Origin of the sequence: Agromyces sp. Root81, from assembly GCF_001429165.1 — a bacterium.
Lineage (GTDB): Bacteria > Actinomycetota > Actinomycetes > Actinomycetales > Microbacteriaceae > Agromyces.
The window spans coordinates 1,703,554-1,720,185 of the sequence record NZ_LMIR01000002.1 but is presented as its reverse complement, the minus strand read 5'-3'; the positions used below and the strand labels follow the sequence as shown (position 1 = coordinate 1,720,185).

Here is a 16,632-nt window from a genome sequence, read left to right as displayed (position 1 = left end):
GGAAATGTGCGCCAAGTCCTGTGCGAACGCAATGGATCGACATACAATCCGAGAATGGACAACCTCGATCGCGCCATCCTCGACCTGCTCCGGCAGAACTCCCGGGCGGGGTACGGCGACATCGGATCGTCGGTCGGCCTCTCGGCGTCGGCCGTCAAGCGACGCGTCGACCGCCTCGTCGCCGACGGAGTCATCCGCTCGTTCACGATCCAGGTCGACCCGACCGTCGACGGCATGTCGACCGAGGCGTACGTCGAGCTCTTCTGCCGCGGCACCGTCGCACCCGACGAGCTGCAGCGCATCCTGCAGGGAGTTCCCGAGGTCGTCTACGCGGGCACCGTCACCGGCAGCGCCGACGCGATCGTGCACATGCGCGCCAGGGACATCGCCTCACTCGAAGACGCGCTCGAACGAGTGCGCATCGCGCCGAACGTCGATCACACCCGCAGTGCGATCGTGCTGTCGCGATTGGTGAACCGCAACAGGGACTGATGATGACGGATGCCGCGAGCCGAACGCCGAGCGAGATGCCGGCGCCGAACGCACTCGACGACGCGGGGCGCAAGCACGGCCTGTGGCAGGAGCACTTCGCAAGCGGCGGCGTGTCCGAGGAGGGCGTCTACGACCACGGGGTGCAGCAGGGGCGCTGGCGGTACTGGTACCGCAACGGACAGCTGAAGGCGATCGGCGATCGACTCGACGACACCCTCGACGGGTTCTGGCGGTGGTGGCGCGAGAACGGCCTGCCCATGCAGCAGGGCGCGTTCGTGCGCAACGTGCAGCAGGGCCCGTGGCAGCGCTGGCACGCGAGCGGCGAACTCATGGACGAGGGCGTGTACGATCACGGCACGAAGGTCGGCCTCTGGCGCCGGTACCACCCCGACGGCTCGCTGCGCGACGAGAAGATGCATCGAGCGAAGCCCTCCGCAGAGGGTTGACTGGAGAAGTTTGTAGTAATACATTAACTCCATGTCTCTCGAATGGCCGGAATGGTTCATGCTCGGCTGGCTGGCGCTGATGGCGCTCATCTCGGTCCTGACGCCGGCATGGATGCCGCGGCCTCGCTCGATCGGCCGGTTCGCGCGCTCGGTCGGGCTTCCGCTCGACGGCGACGTGGAGCTCGAGCAGGCCGTCGGCGAGCGACTCCGGCTGCGGGCGAGGTGGGGATCCCTCGGCTCACTCGTCGGCATCGCCGCCGGTGTGCCGATCGTGCTGAGCGGCGCACTGACCACCCACGACGAGTGGGGCACGAACATCGCCCCGTTCGCGTGGGTCGTGCTGCTCGGCGTGCTCCTCACCGGACGCGGCATCGGCGTCGCGATCTCGATCCTCCCCGCGCCGCCCGAGGTGCGGCGCTCGGGGCCGCGCCTCGCGCGCCTCCCCCGGCCCACCGTCGCCGACTACGTCGCCCCGATCGAGCGGGTCGGTGCACGCATCCTCGTCGCGGTCGGCGCCCTCATGGCGGTCGCCGTCGGCGTGATGCCGATCGCCGTCGAGTCGCGGATCCTCACCGGAGCGGCAGCGCTCGTCGCGATCGCGGCGCTCATCGCCGTCGAGTGGGTCTCCTCGGCACTCGTGGCACGTGCGCAACCCGCCGTGAGCGAGCAGATGCTCCGCTGGGATGACGCGCTGCGCGCGCAGACGTTCCGCGACCTCGTCTCGGTGCCGCTCATGTTCGGCGGCCTGACCGTCGTGGTCTCGCTCTCGGCCGCGGTCTCGTGGGCGAACATGCTCGGCGACCCCGCCATGACCGCCGCCAACGTGACCACGAACCTCACGCTCCTCGGACTGATCGTCGTGCTCGCGTTCTCGATCGCACTCAAGCCCGCCCGGTACTACCTCCAGCGGCTCTGGCCGACGCAGTTCGCGGAGACGCAACCGCCGGCCTACGGCTCCGCGGCTCCCGCGCCGCCGACACCCGAAGGCGCATGATGCTGCTCGAACTCGATCCCGAGTCCTCCGTTCCGCCGTACGAGCAACTGCGACGGGCGGTCATCGACGGCGTGCGCGACGGCGGGCTCGTACCGGGAACCCGGCTGCCGCCCGTGCGCACCCTCGCCGCCGAGCTCGGGCTCGCGGCCAACACGGTGGCACGCGCCTACCGCGAGCTCGAGCGCGACGGCGTCATCGAGACGCGCGGTCGCAACGGCTCCTTCATCTCTGCGACCGGCGACCCGACCGAGCAGCAGGCGCAGCTCGCGGCAACCGCCTATGCCGACCGCATCGCGCAGCTGGGCCTCGACGCGGAGCAGGCGCTCGAGATCGTGCGCGCCGCGCTTCGCGGCGGCTCGGCCTGACCGAGGCCGGCGCGGCTCACTCCTCGGGGATCGGCTGCTTCGGGAGCTTGCGCACCTTCGACCGGCGGCGCCGCCGCTCGGGGATCATCGAGCGCATCTCCTCGAGCTTGCCGAAGCAGAGCAGGCGGTCTTCGCCCTCGAGCACCACGCCCTTGCGCGGGTTCGGGATGACGGTCGTGCCGCGGTGCAGCGTGAGCACAGTGATGTCCCGCTCCCAGAGGCCCGATTCGCCGAGCGTCGTGCCGACGAGGTCGGCGCCGCCGTGCACCATGAGCTCGGCCACGCCGTACCCGGTCGAGACGGTGAGGCGCTGGCGCACGTCGATCTCGGGGAACGCGACCTGGTTCGCGATGTGGTCGATGATGGCGCCCGCGACATCGAGCTTCGTCGCGGTCTCGATGCCCTCGAGCCCGGGCGAGGAGTTGACCTCCATCACGAGCGGGCCGTCGTCGCCCTCGAGCATGTCGACGCCCGCGACCCGCAGGCCCATGATCTGCGCCGAGCGCACGGCCGCCTGCTCGTACTCGGGCGTCAGCTCGACGGGCTCCACGGTGCCGCCTCGATGCACGTTCGACCGGAACTCGTCGCCGCTCGCGCTGCGCCGCATCGCCGCGACCACGCGGTCGCCGACGACGAGGGCGCGGATGTCGCGGCCCCGGCTCTCCTTGATGAAGCGCTGGATCAGCACGTTCTGCTTCGTCGAGTGCAAGGTCTCGATGATCGCCTCGGCGACCTTGACCTCGGGAGCGAGGATGACGCCGATGCCCTGCGTGCCCTCGAGCAGCTTGATGACGACGGGTGCTCCCCCGACGCGCTCGATCGCCGGCCGCACGTCGGCACGGTTGCGCACGAACGCCGTCGCCGGCATGCCGATGTTGTGGCGCGAGAGGATCTGGTTCGCCCGCAGCTTGTCGCGGGAGTTCGTGATGCCGTTCGCTGTGTTGGGGGTGTAGACGTCCATCTGCTCGAACTGGCGCACCACGGCGGTGCCGAAGTACGTCACCGAGTTGCCGATGCGGGGCAGCACGGCGTCGTAGTCGGAGAGGCGTCGACCCCGGTACTGCAGGTCGGGCTCGGGCCCCGAGAGGTCGATCGCGAAGCGCAGGGTGTCGAGCACCTTGACCTCGTGACCGCGCTGCTGTGCGGCAGTGCGGAGCCGTTGGGTGGAGTACGCCTGCGGGGCGCGCGAGAGGATCGCCAGTTTCATCGTGTGCCCCTGCGAAGATGGTGGAGTGATCGAGCCCGTCTATTCAAACACCATCGCGGGATGGCGCGAGTGGGTGAGCCTGCCGGGAGCCGGTGTTCCGTGGATCAAGGCGAAGCTCGACACGGGTGCGCGCACCTCGTCGCTGCACGCCTTCGACCTCGAAGAGGTGCAGCATGGCGAGGCGTCGATCGTGCGGTTCGGCGTGCACCCGTGGCAGAACTCCGACGAGGACGCCGTCATCGTCGAGTGCCCCGTGCACGACCGCCGCGCGGTGCGGAGCTCATCGGGTCACACCGAGGAGCGCATCGTCGTGCTCATGGACGTCGTGCTCATGGGTCGGACGATGACGGCCGAGGTGACGCTCACGAACCGCGACGAGATGGGTTTCCGCATGCTCATCGGCCGTGAGGCGCTGCGACAGGGCTTCATCGTCGACTCGGCGCGCTCCTTCGTGGGAGGTCGCGCGCCACGAGGCATCCGTCGTCGCAACCGCGGCCGCGACGCGGCACGCGCTTGAGCCGCACCCGGCCGACAGCCGCCCGGAAGGCCGCTCCCGACGTGGCGACGACCGCCCGCGCCCCACGGCGGCGGCGACTCGTCGGCAGTCCGCTCTTCTGGGCGGCGGCCTGCCTGGCACTCGCCGTGCCATGGGCCATCGCCGGGCAGGTGACCGAGCTGATCCCGTACCTGTTCATGCTCGTCGGCGGCTGGCTGTGCGGCTTCTCGTTCGTCAACGCGACGTTCCGCATAACGCCCGAGCGCCGCGCCGTCATCGTCCACGTGATCGGCGCGATCGCGTCGGCGGCGCTCGTCGTGACGGCGGCCGAACTCGGCGGATCGCTGCTCGCCGACGCGCCCGAGCCGGTGCGGATCGCGCTCGTGATCGTGCAGTTCGCCGCGATCCCCGCGGCGGGCTGGATCTGGCTCGCCCTGATCGGGCGCGTCTCCGCCGCCGTGGGCACGTCGAGGAAGCCGGCACCGACCACGCCGGAGTGGGTGCGCGCCGAGCACGGCCACGGCTCGGAGGTGCGTTTCGCCGCGGTGCCGGTGCCCATGCGCACCCTCACCACCGTCATCGTCGTGATCGCCGTCGTCCTGAGCGCCATCGTGGCCGTGGCGCTCATCTTCGTCGGCGACATCGTCTTCGCGCTCGGCGCCCGACTCACGATCATCATCGTCGGTGTCGTCTTCGCACTGCCCGCGTACTCGGCCGGCCGGGCGGTGGCACGGCGACACACGCTCGCCTGCACCGTCGGCTTCGGGAACGACCGTCTGTGGATCGGCACGGGGTCGACGACGACCGTCGTCCTGTTCCGCGACCTCGAGCGGCTCGTCTGGCGATGCAGGAGCGACTACGCCCGCATCGAGGTGCTCGGCACGGGCGTCGACGTCTCACTCGTCACGGGAATCGCCCCGCCGCCGCCCGGCGCCACCGCCGAACTCCCCGCGTTGCCGCGGCGCGTGCTCGGACGCCTGCAGGACGAGGGGTTCGTGCTCGAGCGCGCACGACGCGGCGAGGTGCTGACGTTCCGGCGCGCCGGCTGAGCCGACGCGCCGGATCACGGCCTCAGATCACGCCCTGCGACAGGGTCGTCGGGTTGCCGAAGCGATGGTTCGTGATCGAGATCGCCTGCTCGTGCAGGAATGGCAGCAGCTCGACGCGGCCCGAGGGCGTGACGGGGTGCGACCACACCGCGACATCCGGAGTGCCGCCGAGCGCGTCGGCGAGCGCGGATGCCCCGCCGCCGACGAGTCGCACGCGCGACGTCGTGATGCCGCCCTTGGCTGCGCGGCCGAGCCAGGCCGCATCGCCCTCGCGCACGATGCGGATGTCGCGCGCGGCGAGGAGCGTGCGCACGCCCTTCGGCAGCTCGACCGCGGTCGAGACCGCCAGCGCCGACTTCGCGAGCAGGCCTGCCGCGATGACGCGGAGCCCCTCGGCGAGCGTTGCCTGCTCGCCGATGCGCACCGTCACGGGCAGCGGCCGGTAGCGGAAGAGGTTGCGCTCGGCGCCGACGCCCGAGACGTCCTTCACCACGCCGTACTCCTCGGCCCAGGCGAGCTCGTCGGAGAGCGCCGAGCGGCGCAGCACGTCGAAGGAGTCGTAGTCGAGCGCCGGCTGCGACGTCTCGATGAACTCGGCCACGCGCTTCTCGAGACCGCGCAGGTGCAGGGTGCTCGAGGAGGTGCCGTGCTGCGGCAGCCACTCGCCGAGGCCGAACAGGTAGTTCGGGCCGCCGGCCTTCGCACCTGCGCCGACGGCGGAGCGCTTCCAGCCGCCGAACGGCTGGCGCTGCACGATCGCGCCGGTGATGCCGCGGTTGACGTAGAGGTTGCCGGCCTCGACACGGTCGAACCACGTGCCGAGCTCGTTCGCGTCGAGCGAGTGCAGGCCGGCGGTCAGGCCGTAGTCGACGGCGTTCTGCAGGCGGATCGCCTCATCGAGGTCCTTCGCGTGCATGATGCCGAGCACGGGGCCGAAGAACTCGGTGAGGTGGAAGTACGAGCCGCCCGCGACGCCCGTGCGGATGCCGGGCGACCAGAGCCGGCCGGTGTCGTCGAGCTGCTGCGGTTCGACGAGCCACTCCTCGCCGATGCCGAGCTGGGTGAGCGCGTGCAGCAGCTTGCCGCCCGCGGGCTCGACGATCGGGCCCATCTGGCTCGTCGCCTGCTCGGGCCATCCGACGCGCAGCGAGCGCGTCGCATCGACGAGCTGGCGGTGGAAGCGCTCGGACTTCGCGACCGAGCCGACGAGGATCACGAGCGAGGCGGCGGAGCACTTCTGGCCCGCGTGGCCGAAGGCGCTCTTCACGACGTCGGATGCCGCGAGGTCGAGGTCGGCCGACGGCGTGACGATGATCGCGTTCTTGCCGCTCGTCTCGGCGAGCAGCGGCAGGTCCTTGCGGAACGAGCGGAAGAGCTGCGCCGTCTCGTAGGCGCCCGTGAGGATGACCCGGTCGACCGCGGGGTGCGAGACGAGCTCCTTGCCGAGCTCCCGCTCGCCGATGTCGACGAGGGTGAGGAGCTCGCGCGGGATACCGGCCTCCCACAGCGCCTCGACCATGACCGCGCCCGAGCGCTGCGCGAGCTTGGCCGGCTTGATGATGACGCCGGAGCCCGCGGCGAGCGCGGAGAGCACGCCGCCGGCGGGGATCGCGACCGGGAAGTTCCACGGCGGCGTGATGACGGTGAGCTTCGACGGCACGAAGACGGCGCCCTGCACGTGGTCGAGCTCGCGGGCGCGCTCGGCGTAGTAGTGCGCGAAGTCGATCGCCTCGCTGATCTCGGGGTCGGCCTCCGCGATGGTCTTGCCGGTCTCGGCGGCCATGATCTCGATGAGGCGGTCGCGGTTCGCGGCGAGCGCGTAGCCGGCGCGGTGCAGCACGGCGGCGCGCTCGGCGCCGGGCAGCTCGCCCCAGGCCCGACCGCGGGCGGCGACGGTCTGGATGATGCGCTCGAGGGTCGCGGCGTCGTCGACGCGGGCGGCGGCGATCGTGTCGAGACCGAGGCGGGTGCCCGGCACCCGCTCGAGGATCCGGCGTCCCCACTCGCGGTTCGGTGCGAGCGCCGGGTCGGTGTCGGGCTCGTTGCGGAAGCCCGGCGTGACGCCTGAGCCGACGGGCGCAGCGGATGCCGCGGCATCCGTCAGCTCGGAACCGTCGGTGCCGTCGGACCCGCGGGTGATGCCGAGCACGACGCCCGTCAGCGACGGGTCGTGCTCGTGCTCGGTGCCGGGCGCCGGGGCATCCGGAACCGTCATCGCGGCCGCGAAGGTCTCCTCGGTCCACTCGGTGTGGCGGTTCTGGGTGCGGTTCGGCGCGGGCGCCGCCACGACCGTCGGCTCGAGCGCGGCGAGCGAGGCGAGGTAGCGCGCCTGCTCGCGCTGGAACAGCGGCTCGCTCGAGGTCAGCTCGAAGACGGCCGACATGAAGTTGTCCTGGCTCGCGTTCTCTTCGAGGCGGCGGATCAGGTACGCGATGGCGACGTCGAACTCGCTCGGGTTGACGACGGGCGTGTACAGCAGCAGGTTGCCGACGTCGCGGCGCACGGCCTCGGCCTGGCCGGTCGCCATGCCGAGCAGCATCTCGAACTCGACGCGCGAGTCGACGCCCCGCTCGCGCGCGGTGAGCCACGCGTGGGCGACGTCGAAGAGGTTGTGGCCGGCGACGCCGAGCCCCACCGCATCGGTGCGCTCGGGGGTCATCGACCAGTCGAGCACGCGCTTGTAGTTCGTGTCGGAGTCCTGCTTGGAGTCGTAGGTCGCGAGCGGCCAGCCGTGCACGGCGGCGTCGACGTGCTCCATCGCGAGGTTCGCGCCCTTGACGACGCGCACCTTGATCGGCGCACCGCCCTCGGCGCGACGCTTCTGCGCCCACGCCGTGAGCTCCTGCATCGCGCCGAGCGCGTCGGGCAGGTAGGTCTGCAGCACGATGCCGGCCTCGAGGCCGCGCAGCTGCGGCTGGTCGAGCAGGGTCGTGAAGACCGCGATCGTCAGGTCGAGGTCGCGGTACTCCTCCATGTCGAGGTTGATGAACTTCGGCGTGCGGCTCTTGGCGGCGAGCTCGTAGAGCGGGGTGAGCTTCGCGACGACCTTGGCGACGGCCTCGTCGAACGACCACATCGAGAGCTGGCTGACGACGCTCGAGACCTTGATCGACACGTAGTCGACGTCGTCGCGGGCGAGGAACTCGTAGGTGCCGGAGAGACGGCGATCGGCCTCCTCCTCGCCGAGCACGGCCTCGCCGAGGAGGTTGAGGTTCAGTCGGTTGCCCGACTCGCGCAGGGTGGCGATGGCCGGGCCGAGCTTCTCGGGAGTCGCGTCGAGCACGAGGTGGCCGACCATGGCGCGCAGCACGCGGCGGGCGATCGGGATGACGATCCACGGCAGCACCGGGGCGACGACGCCGCCGACGCGGATCGCGGCCTTGAGGTACCAGGGCAGGAACTTCGGCGTGAGCCTCGCGACCTGCTCGAGGTTGCGACCGGCGACGCCGAGGTCTTCGGGGCGCATGACGCCGTCGACGAAGCCGACGGTGAAGTCGAGTCCGCGCGGGTCCTTCAGCACGCCGGCGAGGCGCTCGGCGGCGGGATCGACGGGGTGCTCCGCGCTCTCGGCGAGCCAGCGGCGCACGAGGGCGACGACGTGATCGGTGTTCGGCCGGGCGTCCGTGGCGGCGTTCGACATGGTCACGAGGGTACTGTCCTTTGCTTCGGGCCCGCCGGGGGTCGCGCGCCTGTCGGGATCAGTATGCGCTGCGACATCCGTTCGGTAAAGCGAATGAATCTGAACGATACTGTTCGGAAGAACCGAATGATCAGCGGATGTCCCGGAGGTGCCCGTGCTCGACGTGCGACGACTGCGGCTGCTCGTGGAGCTGAGCGATCGCGGCACGCTCTCGGCGGTCGCAGAGGCCCTCTCGTACAGCCCCTCGTCGGTGTCGCAGCAGCTCAGCCAGCTCGAGCGCGAGGCCGGCGTGCCGTTGCTCGTGCAGGTCGGGCGCCGCGTGCAGCTGACGCCGCAGGCCGAGGTGCTCGTCGGGCACGCCCGCGCCGTGCTCGACCGGCTCGAGGAGGCCGAGTCGGAGGTGGCCCGCTCGCTCACCGCGGTCGGCGGCACCGTGCGCATCGCCGTGTTCCAGTCGGCGGCGCACGCCGTGGTGCCGCAGGCGCTCACGCTGCTGCGCGCCGAGCACCCCGCCCTGCGGGTCGAGGTCACCGAGCGTGAGCCCGACGTGGGGCTCTTCGAGGTGTCGGCGCGCGACTTCGACCTCGTGATCGCCGAGCAGTACCCGGGGCACACGCGGGCGCACCGCGAGGAGCTCGACCGCGTGCACCTCGTCGCCGACGCGATCCGGCTCGCGCTGCCGCCGCATCCCGCTCATTCCAGCGGATATACGATCCGCCGCGCCGACGAATCGGGCGCATCGGCCGGGGTGGCGGATCGTATATCCGCAGATGTGCACGCCAGGCGGGGCGGCAGGGATGCCTCGCGCGAGCACTCACTCGCCGCCGCGGCGACGATGCCCTGGGTGCTCGAGCCCGAGGGCACGGCCTCGCGCGACTGGGCCGAGCAGCTCTGCCGCGACGCGGGGTTCGAGCCCGACGTGCGGTTCGAGACCGCCGACCTGATGGCGCACATCCGCCTCATCCGCTCGGGCAACGCCGTCGGGCTCCTGCCCGACCTCGTGTGGGCGGGCGAGGCGCCGAGCGTGACGCTCGTCGACCTACCGGGGCATCCGGAGCGCGAGGTCTTCACGTCGACCCGCCTGGCCGCGGCCGCCCGCCCGGCGGTGGTCGCCTGCCGCGACGCCCTCGCCCGCGCCGCACACGCCACGGCGACGCCTTCCGGCCGGTGAGGCCGCCGGTCGCTACGCTGTGCCCATGTCGCGAACGATGCAGCGCCTCGCCCTGTCCGGCACCATCCTGCTCGCCGCGGCGGCGCTGAGCGCCTGCGCCGGCAACACGGGAACGGAACCGACCGGGACCGTCGACCCGGTGGGCACCTGGGGCGATATCGCCACGACGAGCGAACCCTCGCTCGTCCTCGCCGACGACGGCGCGCTGACCGGCACCGACGGGTGCAACCGCCTCGTCGGCACGTGGACCGCCGATGCCGACACGATCGCCTTCGTCGACGTCGCCTCGACGCGCATGGCCTGCGAGGGCGTCGACACGTGGCTCTCCGGGCTCGCGACCGGCACGATCGCCGACGAGACTCTCACCGTCTTCGACGAGTCGGGTGAGAAGATCGGCACGCTCGAGCGCTCCGAGTAGCGGCGCGGGCAAGCCCGGGTCGCGCCGAGCACGTCACGGTCGAGCGGATGCCTCCGCGAAGCGCTGCGCCTGCATCGCGAGGAAGTCGAGCAGCTCGGGCGGCCCATCGACCCGGTAGCGCACGCCGCGCGGCAGCCACATGAGCGCCATCGAGAGGTTCTCGACCGAATCGGCCTCGAGCGGCCAGGCGCAGTGCTCGGCGTCGATCGCGACGACGTCGCGCCCGTACCAGCCGAGGTGCTCGACGAGCGCGGCCTGCGGCAGCTCGGCGACGACGCGGGCCTTCACGCTCCGGTCGCGCCAGCGCACTGCGGCCTCGACCCGCGCCCGTGCGTCGTCGTCGCTCATCGGCCGCGGCTCGAACCGCACCCGCGTCGGGAACACCTCGCTCATGCGATCGAGCCGGAACGTGCGCCAGTCCTCGCGCTGGCGGTCCCATGCGAGCAGGTACCAGCGACGGGCGACGGGCACGAGCCGGTACGGCTCGACCACTCGGGCGGAGGCCTCGCCCGCGGCATCCGTGTAGGTGAAGCGCAGCCGCTCCGAGTCCCGGCAGCCGAGGGCGAGGAGGCCGAGCAGTTCGGAGTCGACCTCGGGGGCCGGTCGGCCGGAGCGTGACGAGCCGGGCCAGCCCGGGCCCGTTGCGGCATGGGACTGCAGCGCCTCGATGCGCCGGCGCAGGGCCGGCGGCAGCACCTGCTCGATCTTCGCGAGGGCGCTGAGCGTCGTGTGCTCGGCGCCCCGCAGCCCGGCGGTCGCCTGGGAACGGAGGCCGACCGCGATCGCCACCCCCTCGTCGTCGCTGAGCAGCAGCGGCGGCAGCCCGGTGCCGGCCTCGAGGCGGTAGCCGCCGGTCGAGCCGCGTGCCGACTCGATGCCGTAGCCGAGCTCGCGCAGGCGGTCGACGTCGCGGCGCAGCGTACGGTCGGAGACGCCGAGCCGATCGACGAGTTCGCGCGCCGACCAGTGCCGGTGGCTCTGCAGCAGGGAGAGCAGTTCGAGGGTTCGCGAGGTCGTTGCGGCCATGCTCCAAGTTTCCCATCCATGCGGACGGAAACTGACCGGATGCCTCGGAAGACTGCAGATATGACCAACCAGATGATCTCCGCTCAGGGCCTCACGCAGACGTTCCCCGCCAAGGGGAAGGTCGTCGAGGCCGTCCGTTCCGTCGACCTCGAGGTCGACGCCGGCGAGCTCGTCGCCTTCCTCGGCCCGAACGGCGCCGGCAAGTCGACGACGCTTCGCATGCTCACCACGCTGCTGCCGCCGACGAGCGGCGAGGCGATCGTCGCCGGATCCGACATCCGCCGCGACCCCGCCGGCGTGCGCCGTCGCATCGGCTACGTCGGGCAGGGCAATTCGGGCGGGCACACCCAGCGCGTGCGCGACGAGCTGCACGCTCAGGGCGCCTTCTACGGCATGGGCCGCCGCGAGACCCGGGCGCGCGCCGCCGAGCTGATCGACTCGCTCGAGCTCGGCCAGGTCGCCGGCCGGCAGGTGCAGTCGCTCTCGGGCGGCCAGAAGCGCCGGCTCGACATCGCGCTCGGCCTCATCCACCGGCCCGAACTGCTCTTCCTCGACGAGCCGTCGACGGGCCTCGACCCGCACAGCCGCGCGAACCTGTGGGAGCACATCGTCGAGCTCCGCCGTGAGACCGGCACGACGATCTTCCTCACGACGCACTACCTCGACGAGGCCGACCAGCTCGCCGAGCGCGTCATGGTGATGGATCACGGACAGGTCATCGCCGACGACACGGCCTGGGCGCTCAAGGAATCGCTCGCGGGCGACCGCGTGAGCCTCACCTTCGATTCGGCGTCGGATGCCGCGGCCGCTGCAGCCCGCATCGGCGGCGAGGCGTCGGGGCAGCTCGTCACGGTGACCGCTCCCGGCGGCGATCGGGCGCTGCCCCGGTACATCCGCTCGCTCGGCGATGCCGGACTCGACGTCGTCGCGGCGACCCACCGGCAGCCGACCCTCGACGACGTGTTCCTCGCCCTCACCGGGCGCACCCTCCGCGAGGAGGCGGCGCACGCGGAAGCCGTCGACGAGCCGGCCCTCGCGGGTTGAGGAGCGCCCGACGAAGGAGGACGCGTCCCGAAACCCGCCCGAGCAACCCGGGGTTTCGAGACGGCCCTGGCGGGCCTCCTCAACCAACGAGAAGGACGGCCCCGGCGGGCCTCCTCAACCCACCACCCACTCGACGACAGCAAGGAGCACCCTCATGACCACCATCGACACCACCGCCCGACCCACGGGCTTCCTCCGCGACACCGCCTCGGTGTTCGTCCGCGAGTCGCGCCCGCTCGTGCGCGACCCGTTCAGCGTGATCTTCTCGCTCGTGCAGCCGCTCGTCTTCCTCGGCCTGTTCGGCCCGCTGCTGATCGGCGCAGCGGGCGGCGACGCGGCGAGCACGCTCCAGTGGTTCGTGCCCGGCATCCTCGTGATGGTCGCGCTGTTCGGCACGGCCTCGACGGGCGCCAATCTGCTCTTCGAGATGCAGACCGGCTCGCACGAGCGCACGCTCGTCGCGCCGCTCTCGCGCAGCGCCCTGCTGGTCGGCCGCGCCCTCAAGGAGGTCGTGCCGCTCGTCATCCAGGGCACGATCGTCGTGCTCGTGGCCGTGCCGTTCGGCTTCTCGCTCGACGTGCCGGGGCTCATCGCCGGCCTCGCGGTGCTCGCCGTCTTCGGCATCGGCTTCGGCGCGCTGAGCTACACGCTGGCCCTCGCCTGCCGCAACCGCGACTGGATGTTCTGGATGGTGCACCAGACGCTGCTGTTCCCGCTCATGATCCTCTCGGGCATGCTGCTGCCGCTCGAAGACGGCCCCGCCTGGATGCAGGTCGCCGCGGCGATCAACCCGCTGAGCTACCTCGTCGGCGCCGAGCGGGCGCTGCTCGCCGGCGACTTCGGCGCACCGGCCGTCGTCGGCGGCATCATCGCCGCCGCCGTGACCTGCGCGATCGGCATCGTCGTCGGTGTCCGGGCGATGAAGCGCGCACGCTGAGATCGCCGAGCGAGGGCGAGCGGATGCCTCATCCGCTCGCCCTCGCTCGTCTACGCTCGTGGGATGCCCCACGACGTCGTGATCATCGGCGGTGGCCACAACGGTCTCACCGCAGCCGCCTACCTCGCCCGCGCCGGCAAGCGGGTACTGCTGCTCGAGCGCAGCGACCACCTCGGCGGCGCCGCGGTCTCGGCCGACGCGTTCGACGGCGTCGAGGCGCGCCTCTCGCGCTACTCGTACCTCGTGAGCCTCCTGCCGCAGCGCATCATCGACGACCTCGGCCTCGACGTGCGCCTCGTGCGGCGCCGCTTCTCGTCGTACACGCCCGACCCCGCCGACCCCCGGCGCGGCTTCCTCGTCGACAACGAGGCCGCCGCCGCAGCCTCAGTCGCCGCCTTCGCCCGCGTCGACGCCGAGCCCGACGCCGCGGCGTGGGAGGCGTTCTACGCGGACACTGCACGCCTGGCCGAACGCCTCTTCCCGACGCTGACCGAACCGCTCCCGACACGTGAAGAGGCGCGCGAGCTGATCGGCGACGATCGGGTCTGGAGCGAGTTCGTCGAGCAGCCGCTCGGCGAGACGATCGACGCCCGATTCGCGAGCGACCTCGTGCGCGGCGTCGTCGCGACCGACGGGCTCATCGGCACCTTCACCGACCTCGACGACCCGTCGCTCGACGCGAACCGCTGCTTCCTGTACCACGTCATCGGCGGCGGCACCGGCGATTGGGACGTGCCGGTCGGCGGCATGGGCGCCGTCACCGGCGAGCTCGCACGGGCCGCCCGCGAGGCCGGCGCCGAACTCGTGACGGGTGCGGAGGTCACCTCGGTCGACCTCTCCGGCGAGGTGCGCTGGCAGCGAGCCGACGAGCAGGGCGAGCGGATGTCGCAGGCCGGTGTCGTGCTCGCGAACGTCGCCCCCGCGGTGCTGGACCGGCTGCTCGCGGCGGGTGCGCCGGCGGCGAGCACGGCGAGCGGCGGCGTGCCCTCGGTCGTGCGGGAGCGCCTGCGGCACCTCAACGCGCCCGAGGGCGCACAGGTGAAGGTGAACCTGCTGCTCACCCGGCTGCCGAAGCTCCGCGACGCCGACGTGGCGCCCGAGGCCGCGTTCGCGGGCACCTTCCACATCAACGAGCTCGAGTCGCAGCTCGCGACGGCTTACGGCGATGCGGCCCGTGGGCGCATCGCCTCACCGCTGCCGTGCGAGATCTACTGCCACACCCTGAGCGACCCGTCGATCCTCTCCCCGGAGCTCGCGGCGTCCGGCGCTCACACGCTGACCGTCTTCGGCCTGCACGTGCCGCACCGGCTGCTCGAGCGCTTCGGCAACGAGGAGTTGCGAGAGCAGCTGCAGGCCGCCGTGCTCGCCTCGCTGGACTCGGTGCTCGCCGAACCGATCGAGGGCGTCATCGCGACGGATGCCGCCGGCCGCCCCTGCATCGAGACGAAGACGACCCTCGACCTCGAGGAGGCGCTCGCGATGCCGGGCGGCAACATCTTCCACGGGCCGCTCTCGTGGCCGTGGGCCGAGCCCGGCGCCGCGCTCTCGACGCCCGCCGAGCGATGGGGCGTCGCGACGGCGTACCCGGGCATCCTGCTGTGCGGTTCGGGCGCGGTGCGCGGCGGCGCCGTCAGCGGCATCGGCGGCCACAATGCGGCGATGGCCGTGCTCGAGGCATCCGTCGCCTGACCTAGGGTTCTGCCGGCGCCCGGGAGAAGCCAGCTGGCGTCGCCGTCGGCTCGCTCGTCCATTGCCCGATGCAGGCGGCACCGCTGATGCAGGGTGCCGGAGTGCAGGGCTCCTCCTGAGGCTCTCCATACGCGTCGAGCCATTCACCCGCCCGAAGATCGGCACCGTCGTAGAAGGCGTCGATCGGCCAGCGCAGCGCGTCGGTCGGCGCGTTCTCGTAGTACATCTCGAAGTTGTATTCCCCCCGCGTGGGCTCGAACGTGCCCCGATCGAGGCTGAGCTCGAGCCCATCGGGTGCAGCACCGAGCACGAGTTCGGTGCCCGCAGGGAACGTCACCGGCTGCCCACCGGCCACGACCGAATCGACAAACGTCTCCTCCGGTTTGCCGTCCACTCGCTTGATGGCGACATGGTCCGCCGTCACCTCGACGCAGAGCCGTGCAACCACGGCTCCGTCCCGAAGCGTCAGTGAGACCGGGTCGGGTGGGAAGTAGTCGCAGCCGGTCAGACCCACCGCGACCGCGAGAGCAGCGAACAGGAGCAGTGCTCTCGGAGGACGAAGCGTCATACGCGCGAGCGTGCCAGAGCGATCACCCGAGCATCAACCAGACTGCCGACTTCGTGATGAAACCGAGCCGTACTCGCTCGACCGAATCGCGCCTCAGCCGAGCAGCACCCAGCCGACACCGACGACGAGCGCGAGGATCCCGAGCACGAGCGCGGGTACGAACGACTCCTTGCGCTTGATGTGCAGCGCGGCGCCGCCGGCCATCGTGAGTGCGAGGGCGAAGGCGGCGACCGGGGTGAGCCAGGGCAGGATGCCGGTGGCCGCCGGCAGCACGAGCCCGAGTGCCCCGAGGAACTCGAGGATGCCGACGGTGCGCGCCTGGCCGTCGGAGAGATCGGCCATGTAGGCCATCTTGGGCACGAGCTTCTCTCGCGGAGTGGTCGACTTCGTGACGCCGGCGGCGAGGAAGACGAGGGCGAGCAGTCCGGTGGCGATCCACAGTGCGATGATCAAGAGTTCTCCAAGTCGTCGGTTACGATCAGTGCGTAACGTACGACCGGTGACTCTAATCCACGGATGCCGCGCACTTCACCGTGCGTCACGCACCTCGAGGTGCGTAACGGGAGACGACGGAGGCCGTGCCTTAGAAGACGAAGACCTGCCCGAGCACCATGATGGCGATCACGAACAGCACGATGATCGAACCGACGATCGTGAGCGACTTCACCGAGAGCTTCGCGACGCCGTAGCCGACGAGGAACGGCAGGGAGAACAGGAAGATCGTCACGAGCCACCAGAACGCCTGGTACCCGCCCTGCGTCGCCTCGGAGAGCCGACCGGCGAAGAGCTGCTGCGAGTGCGGGGTCGTCGCGAACGAGAACGCGGCCGACAGCGGAATCGCGATGAGCGCGAACACGATCAGGCCCGCGAGGGCACCCCAGAGTCCGGACTTGTTGTGTTCGGGGTCGATGTCGAGCGCGTGTTCGCTACTCGCCGGCTGCCCGCCCGATGACGACTTCGCGCCCGATGACGCCTGCCCATTCGACGCGCGCTTGCGTCCACCGCTCGATCCCATGGCCACACTCTAGTGGGCGGCGGGGCCGCTCTGGCCTTTGACGCGCAGCGGGATTAGCCTGAAGCCACGACGAAC

17 protein-coding genes are annotated in these 16,632 nt (G+C 71.3%); 11 read left to right on the top strand and 6 right to left on the bottom strand.

Features of this window, described 5'->3' with window-relative positions; all coding sequences use genetic code 11:
* The first annotated feature begins 54 nt into the window (after positions 1-54).
* From ASE14_RS13195 to ASE14_RS13180, 4 genes are read left to right on the top strand one after another with little or no spacing between them, the layout of a single operon-like run.
* Positions 55-492 (top strand): Lrp/AsnC family transcriptional regulator, encoded by a 438-nt coding sequence (locus ASE14_RS13195; RefSeq protein ID WP_056655238.1) that lies wholly within the window; start codon positions 55-57, stop codon positions 490-492.
* 2 nt (positions 493-494) lie between these two features.
* On the top strand, positions 495-938 hold the full coding sequence (locus ASE14_RS13190) for a toxin-antitoxin system YwqK family antitoxin (RefSeq protein WP_162257739.1): 444 nt from the start codon (positions 495-497) through the stop codon (positions 936-938).
* Between the two features lie 31 nt (positions 939-969).
* On the top strand, positions 970-1,932 hold the full coding sequence (locus ASE14_RS13185; protein WP_157372977.1) for a hypothetical protein: 963 nt from the start codon (positions 970-972) through the stop codon (positions 1,930-1,932).
* Complete coding sequence (locus ASE14_RS13180; protein ID WP_056655231.1) at positions 1,929-2,297, top strand: GntR family transcriptional regulator; 369 nt, start codon at positions 1,929-1,931, stop codon at positions 2,295-2,297. The genes ASE14_RS13185 and ASE14_RS13180 overlap by 4 nt, the downstream gene beginning before the upstream one ends.
* A gap of 16 nt (positions 2,298-2,313) precedes the next feature.
* Here ASE14_RS13180 and ASE14_RS13175 read toward each other — a convergent pair whose 3' ends face one another.
* Positions 2,314-3,504 carry a RimK family alpha-L-glutamate ligase gene (locus ASE14_RS13175; RefSeq protein WP_056655228.1) on the bottom strand — a complete coding sequence of 397 codons (1,191 nt, stop codon included), beginning with the start codon at positions 3,502-3,504 and terminating at the stop codon, positions 2,314-2,316.
* A 25-nt stretch (positions 3,505-3,529) separates the two neighbouring features.
* On the opposite strand from ASE14_RS13175, the gene ASE14_RS13170 reads away from it, so the two are divergent.
* Both ASE14_RS13170 and ASE14_RS13165 read left to right on the top strand, forming a co-directional pair.
* Complete coding sequence (locus ASE14_RS13170; protein ID WP_056655225.1) at positions 3,530-4,021, top strand: RimK/LysX family protein; 492 nt, start codon at positions 3,530-3,532, stop codon at positions 4,019-4,021.
* A gap of 41 nt (positions 4,022-4,062) precedes the next feature.
* Positions 4,063-5,049 (top strand): hypothetical protein, encoded by a 987-nt coding sequence (locus ASE14_RS13165; protein WP_056655224.1) that lies wholly within the window; start codon positions 4,063-4,065, stop codon positions 5,047-5,049.
* 22 nt (positions 5,050-5,071) lie between these two features.
* On the opposite strand, the gene ASE14_RS13160 is transcribed toward ASE14_RS13165, so the two are convergent.
* On the bottom strand, positions 5,072-8,689 hold the full coding sequence (locus ASE14_RS13160; protein ID WP_056655221.1) for a bifunctional proline dehydrogenase/L-glutamate gamma-semialdehyde dehydrogenase: 3,618 nt from the start codon (positions 8,687-8,689) through the stop codon (positions 5,072-5,074).
* A gap of 154 nt (positions 8,690-8,843) precedes the next feature.
* On the opposite strand from ASE14_RS13160, the gene ASE14_RS13155 reads away from it, so the two are divergent.
* Positions 8,844-9,860, top strand: a complete 1,017-nt coding sequence (locus tag ASE14_RS13155) for a LysR substrate-binding domain-containing protein (protein ID WP_056656389.1) — start codon at positions 8,844-8,846, stop codon at positions 9,858-9,860.
* Positions 9,861-9,885: 25 nt separating this feature from the next.
* A complete protein-coding gene (locus ASE14_RS13150) occupies positions 9,886-10,278 on the top strand; it encodes an META domain-containing protein (RefSeq protein WP_056655219.1) in 393 nt (130 codons plus the stop codon).
* 33 nt (positions 10,279-10,311) lie between these two features.
* Here ASE14_RS13150 and ASE14_RS13145 read toward each other — a convergent pair whose 3' ends face one another.
* Complete coding sequence (locus ASE14_RS13145) at positions 10,312-11,304, bottom strand: YafY family protein (protein WP_056655217.1); 993 nt, start codon at positions 11,302-11,304, stop codon at positions 10,312-10,314.
* Between the two features lie 60 nt (positions 11,305-11,364).
* Here ASE14_RS13145 and ASE14_RS13140 point away from each other — a divergent pair, with 60 nt between their 5' ends.
* The 3 genes from ASE14_RS13140 (at position 11,365) to ASE14_RS13130 (ending at position 14,974) form a co-directional block, all read left to right on the top strand.
* On the top strand, positions 11,365-12,348 hold the full coding sequence (locus ASE14_RS13140) for an ATP-binding cassette domain-containing protein (protein WP_200953326.1): 984 nt from the start codon (positions 11,365-11,367) through the stop codon (positions 12,346-12,348).
* Positions 12,349-12,502: 154 nt separating this feature from the next.
* Positions 12,503-13,285, top strand: coding sequence for an ABC transporter permease (locus ASE14_RS13135; protein ID WP_056655214.1), 783 nt, complete (start codon positions 12,503-12,505; stop codon positions 13,283-13,285).
* A gap of 63 nt (positions 13,286-13,348) precedes the next feature.
* Positions 13,349-14,974 carry an NAD(P)/FAD-dependent oxidoreductase gene (locus tag ASE14_RS13130; protein ID WP_056655211.1) on the top strand — a complete coding sequence of 542 codons (1,626 nt, stop codon included), beginning with the start codon at positions 13,349-13,351 and terminating at the stop codon, positions 14,972-14,974.
* Position 14,975: 1 nt separating this feature from the next.
* Here the strand turns inward: ASE14_RS13130 and ASE14_RS13125 are convergent, their stop codons facing one another.
* From ASE14_RS13125 to ASE14_RS13115, 3 genes are all read right to left on the bottom strand, one after another.
* Complete coding sequence (locus tag ASE14_RS13125) at positions 14,976-15,542, bottom strand: hypothetical protein (RefSeq protein WP_056655208.1); 567 nt, start codon at positions 15,540-15,542, stop codon at positions 14,976-14,978.
* 93 nt (positions 15,543-15,635) lie between these two features.
* Positions 15,636-15,995, bottom strand: a complete 360-nt coding sequence (locus ASE14_RS13120; RefSeq protein WP_056655204.1) for a DoxX family protein — start codon at positions 15,993-15,995, stop codon at positions 15,636-15,638.
* Positions 15,996-16,125: 130 nt separating this feature from the next.
* Entirely contained in the window at positions 16,126-16,557 is a 432-nt protein-coding gene (locus tag ASE14_RS13115; protein WP_235511338.1) for a hypothetical protein, read from the bottom strand.
* Positions 16,558-16,632: the final 75 nt, after the last annotated feature.

Bases quoted from the DNA above. Each gene is read 5' to 3' on its own strand.
- ASE14_RS13150 (WP_056655219.1), top strand. From the start codon at position 9,886: ATGTCGCGAACGATGCAGCGCCTCGCCCTGTCCGGCACCATCCTGCTC.
- ASE14_RS13190 (WP_162257739.1), top strand. From the start codon at position 495: ATGACGGATGCCGCGAGCCGAACGCCGAGCGAGATGCCGGCGCCGAAC.
- ASE14_RS13175 (WP_056655228.1), bottom strand. From the start codon at position 3,504: ATGAAACTGGCGATCCTCTCGCGCGCCCCGCAGGCGTACTCCACCCAA.
- ASE14_RS13145 (WP_056655217.1), bottom strand. From the start codon at position 11,304: ATGGCCGCAACGACCTCGCGAACCCTCGAACTGCTCTCCCTGCTGCAG.
- ASE14_RS13195 (WP_056655238.1), top strand. From the start codon at position 55: ATGGACAACCTCGATCGCGCCATCCTCGACCTGCTCCGGCAGAACTCC.
- ASE14_RS13130 (WP_056655211.1), top strand. From the start codon at position 13,349: ATGCCCCACGACGTCGTGATCATCGGCGGTGGCCACAACGGTCTCACC.
- ASE14_RS13180 (WP_056655231.1), top strand. From the start codon at position 1,929: ATGATGCTGCTCGAACTCGATCCCGAGTCCTCCGTTCCGCCGTACGAG.
- ASE14_RS13185 (WP_157372977.1), top strand. From the start codon at position 970: ATGTCTCTCGAATGGCCGGAATGGTTCATGCTCGGCTGGCTGGCGCTG.
- ASE14_RS13125 (WP_056655208.1), bottom strand. From the start codon at position 15,542: ATGACGCTTCGTCCTCCGAGAGCACTGCTCCTGTTCGCTGCTCTCGCG.
- ASE14_RS13140 (WP_200953326.1), top strand. From the start codon at position 11,365: ATGACCAACCAGATGATCTCCGCTCAGGGCCTCACGCAGACGTTCCCC.
- ASE14_RS13115 (WP_235511338.1), bottom strand. From the start codon at position 16,557: ATGGGATCGAGCGGTGGACGCAAGCGCGCGTCGAATGGGCAGGCGTCA.
- ASE14_RS13160 (WP_056655221.1), bottom strand. From the start codon at position 8,689: ATGTCGAACGCCGCCACGGACGCCCGGCCGAACACCGATCACGTCGTC.
- ASE14_RS13135 (WP_056655214.1), top strand. From the start codon at position 12,503: ATGACCACCATCGACACCACCGCCCGACCCACGGGCTTCCTCCGCGAC.